2 protein-coding genes are annotated in these 4,558 nt (G+C 30.6%); both read right to left on the reverse strand.

The features are described 5' to 3' along the window. Nucleotides 1-401: hypothetical protein (locus tag C6H17_RS11305; RefSeq protein WP_158655026.1), on the reverse strand; the 401-nt coding region annotated here is incomplete at its 3' end. Between the two features lie 127 nt (nt 402-528). Then, nucleotides 529-4,542 (reverse strand): PBECR2 nuclease fold domain-containing protein, encoded by a 4,014-nt coding sequence (locus C6H17_RS11310; RefSeq protein ID WP_104731451.1) that lies wholly within the window; start codon nt 4,540-4,542, stop codon nt 529-531. Nucleotides 4,543-4,558 lie beyond the last annotated feature (16 nt).

The following is a 4,558-nucleotide window of genomic DNA, read 5'->3' on the forward strand; positions in this document are numbered from 1 at the left end:
CCCAATTCTTTACGATGAAACGCATTTTCTATGTGTCCTGCTTGTGCTTTAAGTAAAAAATGTATTGCATTTTTACCTTTAAAATACTCTTTGCCAAATTCTTTTATAGTTACTTCATCATTAAAAAGGATTCCAAAAGGATTCCCGTTTTCTTTATACTGCCTATCCATTTTTTGCAAAAAATCTTTATTAAAATTATCTACACTGCCATAATGCTTTTTTGCAAATTCGGCATAAAAAGGTATTGTTGCCTTATTGTTTGGAACAATATCATTAAAAATCTGCATTAAAATTTCTAAAGGATATTTCATAAACGCCGCTTTTGGTATGCTTTTAAATAAATCAAAAAGCTTTTTATTTTCTAGCGTAAGTCCATTTTGAAAGAAATTTGCAAATTGCAAAACTTCTCTTTTATCACTATTTGTAAGTAAATGTATATATCTGTCTTTAAAATCTTTATTTTTATTTGTCAAAACTAAATGTGTATCACTTAATAAAAGCGTATCACCTTTTTCATTTAAAACAATTTCATCTTTTTTTTATTGGCTTTTCTTGTGGATTTTTTAATAAATTGTGCTTTTCATCAAAATAATAAATGTTTCCGCTTTTTGTGCTAATTTCGGTTTTGCTATTTAAAGGCTTAGTAAAATTTTCAATTTGCTTTTTTCTTATAATATTTTGCAAATGATTATAAAAATTTTTAAAAAGGCTAAGCTCTTTAAATTGTGGATTTTTTTCAAAAAAGGCGAAAAGATTGTCATTGTATTGCTTTATTTGATGTATAAAATCTAGCTCAAAACTAGCATTTTCCATATTTTGCACAATATCCCTGCTCGCACTAGCATAAAGGTCTAATAAATCTTTGTCCCCTAACTTTACATTTATATCCTTATCTTGCATATCCTTTAGGGTATTTATGATTTTATTGTCTTTATTCTTTTGTAGTAATTCCTTTGTTTCTGCTACACTTTTGCCTTGCTCTTTTGCTTGTTTTATGATTTCTTGTGGGGTTTGTGGTATAATGTCGTTGTCAATCTTGTTGGCTGAATATTGCGAGGTCTGTAAAAGCGTTTGCAAGTTTGAATTGGCGTTTGGGGATTGATATATAACTTTTGCACCAAAATCTAACTTATTTTTTATATTATTTGTTTCTTTGATTCCATTACTAATACTTACTAAATATTCCCCTTTATCTACACCAACATTTACAAAATAATCATCATCTTTTAAATGCTTTATAAACAAAAAGGCATTATCGCTATCTTTTAATATTGCTTCTGGTGAATCTAGCACTTCTTTAATCTGCGGTATATACTTTTCTCTGCCTTGTGCTACTAGCTTTTTAAGGCTTCCTAATTGTAGCTTTATTTCTTTGCCACCTAGAGCTTCTCTAATCTCATCGCTATGCTTTGGCGTGTAAGCTTCATCTAAGCTTTTAAGATTAAAAGTTTCACACCATTGCTCTTGCACTTCTTTTGTAAGCGTGTGTTCTTTACCTTTTTTATCAGTAAAAATAATATCATTAGAATCTGCTTTTTGTGTGGCAGATTCTAAACTAGTTTCCCCCTTTAGTGCAGCAATTTCTCTCTCTAGCTCTTGCCTATCCTTTGCATATCTAGCCTTATCATAGTTTCCTAATGTTTTAAGATAGGCTTCACTCTCATTAAGTTTATCTAGCTGTTTTTGTAGTTCTTGCAGTTTATATGCTTTATACTTTGTAGGATTATTTGCTATAACTAGCACAGATTCTAGCACTTCTTTTTGAAAAGGGCTTAGGTGTTGTGTATTTATGCCTTGCTTTAATAGATAGAGTAATCTGTCATTTTCTAATATATGATTTAGTATTATCTCTTTTGTTTCTTGACTAGTTCTTTGACTTAATTGTTTTGAAGAAGCTAGTAGATTTGTCAAAGGTTCTTTTTGTTTAAATTTCTGTGTGTTGAGTATATAGACTTCTACTCCATCTTTTGTTGTAGCTTTATTTATACTTTTTATAGGGTCTTGTATTTCATTGAAATAATCAATATATACACCTTTCTTAGTTTTGCTTTGTGCTAGTTTTTTGGCTTGTTCTAGTGTTTTATTGCCATTTAAGAGTAGAAAGTCTTTAGATACATTTTCTAAGAGTTCTAAATCCTGTATGTTAAATAATCTATGCTGCCCATCATATTTCTTATGATAGACTTTGCCTAGATTAAATCCATTGAAATCAAGTAATTCTAAATCATTATGCTGATTACTTATCACATAGTAGCCATCTTTCTTATATGTGTTTTTATTTAATATGGGTCTGTATTCATTGAGAGTATCTAATACTTCTAATTCCCCTGTTTTTGTATTATCTCTTATATGCCCTGTTGGTTTAAAGGCTTTATCATGTATATTAAATTCTTTTTTGAAGTTTTCTAGGATTTGTGCTGTGGAATCTTGTGTTTCTTTTGGTGTTTGTTGTGGTATAATGTCCTTTGAGTTTAAAGGGAGATTATCCCCTTTAGTAAAAGGCGTTGATGATATACTTTCGCCTTTCTCATTTTTGATATATGCAGTTACTAGCCACTTATTCTCTAGCGGTTCGCCACTCCAATTTTGTTTTAAAATCAATTTATAATCTTGTGTTTCTATCTTTGTAGCTTCATTAGGCTTATTTGTGATTTTTCCATTCTGCACGATATCGCTTATTTCATTTTTAGCAAATTCCATAGCCTTAGCTTCTGCTTCTGCTTCGCTAAAGCCTTTTTGCATAAACTCGGCTTTTCTTTTATCTAAAATATGTGCTAATCCGTATCCTTTATGTTTTTCAAAATCTGTTACTTCTCCCCACACTAAATCAATATCCCCTAATTCTTTACGATGGAATGCTCCTGCAACTTGTCCTTTATACTCGCCCTTAGCTCCGCTTTCTTTATGTGCTTGTGCTTCACTTATGAGTTTTGCAATAGCAGATTCTCCGCTGTGATAATGTTCTGCATAGTTTGTGCCAAATTCTTTAATGGGTTTAATGTTGAGTGCATTCTCTATTGCTTCACGCATAAGAGTATCAAAGCCATTAAAGTCATCATCTTGGTTATTTAGACTTCTTTGCTTTAGAATAGAGAAATGTTCTCTTGTGTTAAATTCTCTACCATCATAGCTAAATGTATGATTTTGCGGTATATAGACTTCTTGTGTGGTAGCTAGTTTATCTTTTCTTTGTTTGATTAGATTTCTTGTCTTTTCTATCTCATTTGCAAAAAAGCTGAGATTAGTTTGTAGTTTATCCATTTGCTTTTGTGCTTGTTTGCTTGATAAATCTTTCTTTTCTAGCTCATTTATTTGTGTTTTAATGGATTCTAGTTTTTCTAATGCGTTTTGCTTTTCTTTCTCAAATATGCCTATTTCTTTGTGCAGCTTTTCTTTTGCTTCCTTTTCTTGTGTGATTAGTTTTTGTGTTTCTTTGCGTTTAGATTCTATATCTTTGTGTTGTTGTAGTAATTCCTTTGTTTCTGCTACACTTTTGCCGCTTGCTTTTGCTTGTTTGATTATTTCTTGTGTAGTGCTTTTAGATTCTATATCCTTTATCTTTTGCATACCTTTTTTATTTTTATGATGTGAAAAAATATCATTTAAAAGTTCTTTTTCGAATGTATTAAAATATTTTGCATTCATTCCAGCGACAATATCAAAGATTTTAGTTTGATTTTCCCCTACATTTTCTATAATGCTTTGCTTATATGTTTGTAGGTCTATGTCTTTAAATTTATTAATATCTACTTCAGTAGCACTTAAAGGCTCATAATACTTAATATTGCCATCTTTATGCAAGGTTTTAAGCACTTCTACTTCTTTATTATCCTTTGTTTTTACCTTGATTGTTTCTAATACTTTAGGGTGATTATGCCACCTTGAGAAAAATATATCTTTGTCTAATTCGTTTGCTTCTTTAATCTTGTTTAATTGTTCCCCACTAAGTTTTTCATAATGTTTTAATTCGTTTGGTAAGGCATTATGAATAAATTGTTGCCATTGTGTATTGTCTTGTGTGCTTTTAGACTCTATCTCTTTACTTATTTCTTGTTTTGTGGTAGGATTCTGTGTTGATAGTCCATTCACAACTTCGGTTGTTTGTCTGTCCTGCGGAACGAAAGAATGGATAATGTCCGCCTTGTTTATTTCACTCCTTACATATCTTTCCGCTGGATTTGGAATCCCTGTTATTAAAGTCTTATCATTATCTTTTGTTACAAGTAGATATAATAAGTTATTATCCTTATCTTTAAATGATTTAATGTATTCTTTTTTATTCGGTAAAAAAGTGAGTTCAATATCCGCCCTTTTTAGTGTGGGTTCAACAAGATTTAAATATGCTAGTCTTGCCTGTGAATCTTGTCTAGTCGATAAATGCTCGATAAAGTTTTCTTTATTTTCTACATTATCTAAAGTTTTTAAGAAAGCATGTATATCTAGTGTTGGCGGTATAGGCTCTGCCACCGACTTTAAAACATTAAGATTTTCTATAAAAGCCTTTTTATCTGTGATAACTTGATATTCTCTTGTTTTTGGCATTTCCCCCAACACATTC

Origin of the sequence: Helicobacter rappini, from assembly GCF_900198625.1 — a bacterium.
GTDB classification, from domain to species: domain Bacteria; phylum Campylobacterota; class Campylobacteria; order Campylobacterales; family Helicobacteraceae; genus Helicobacter_A; species Helicobacter_A rappini.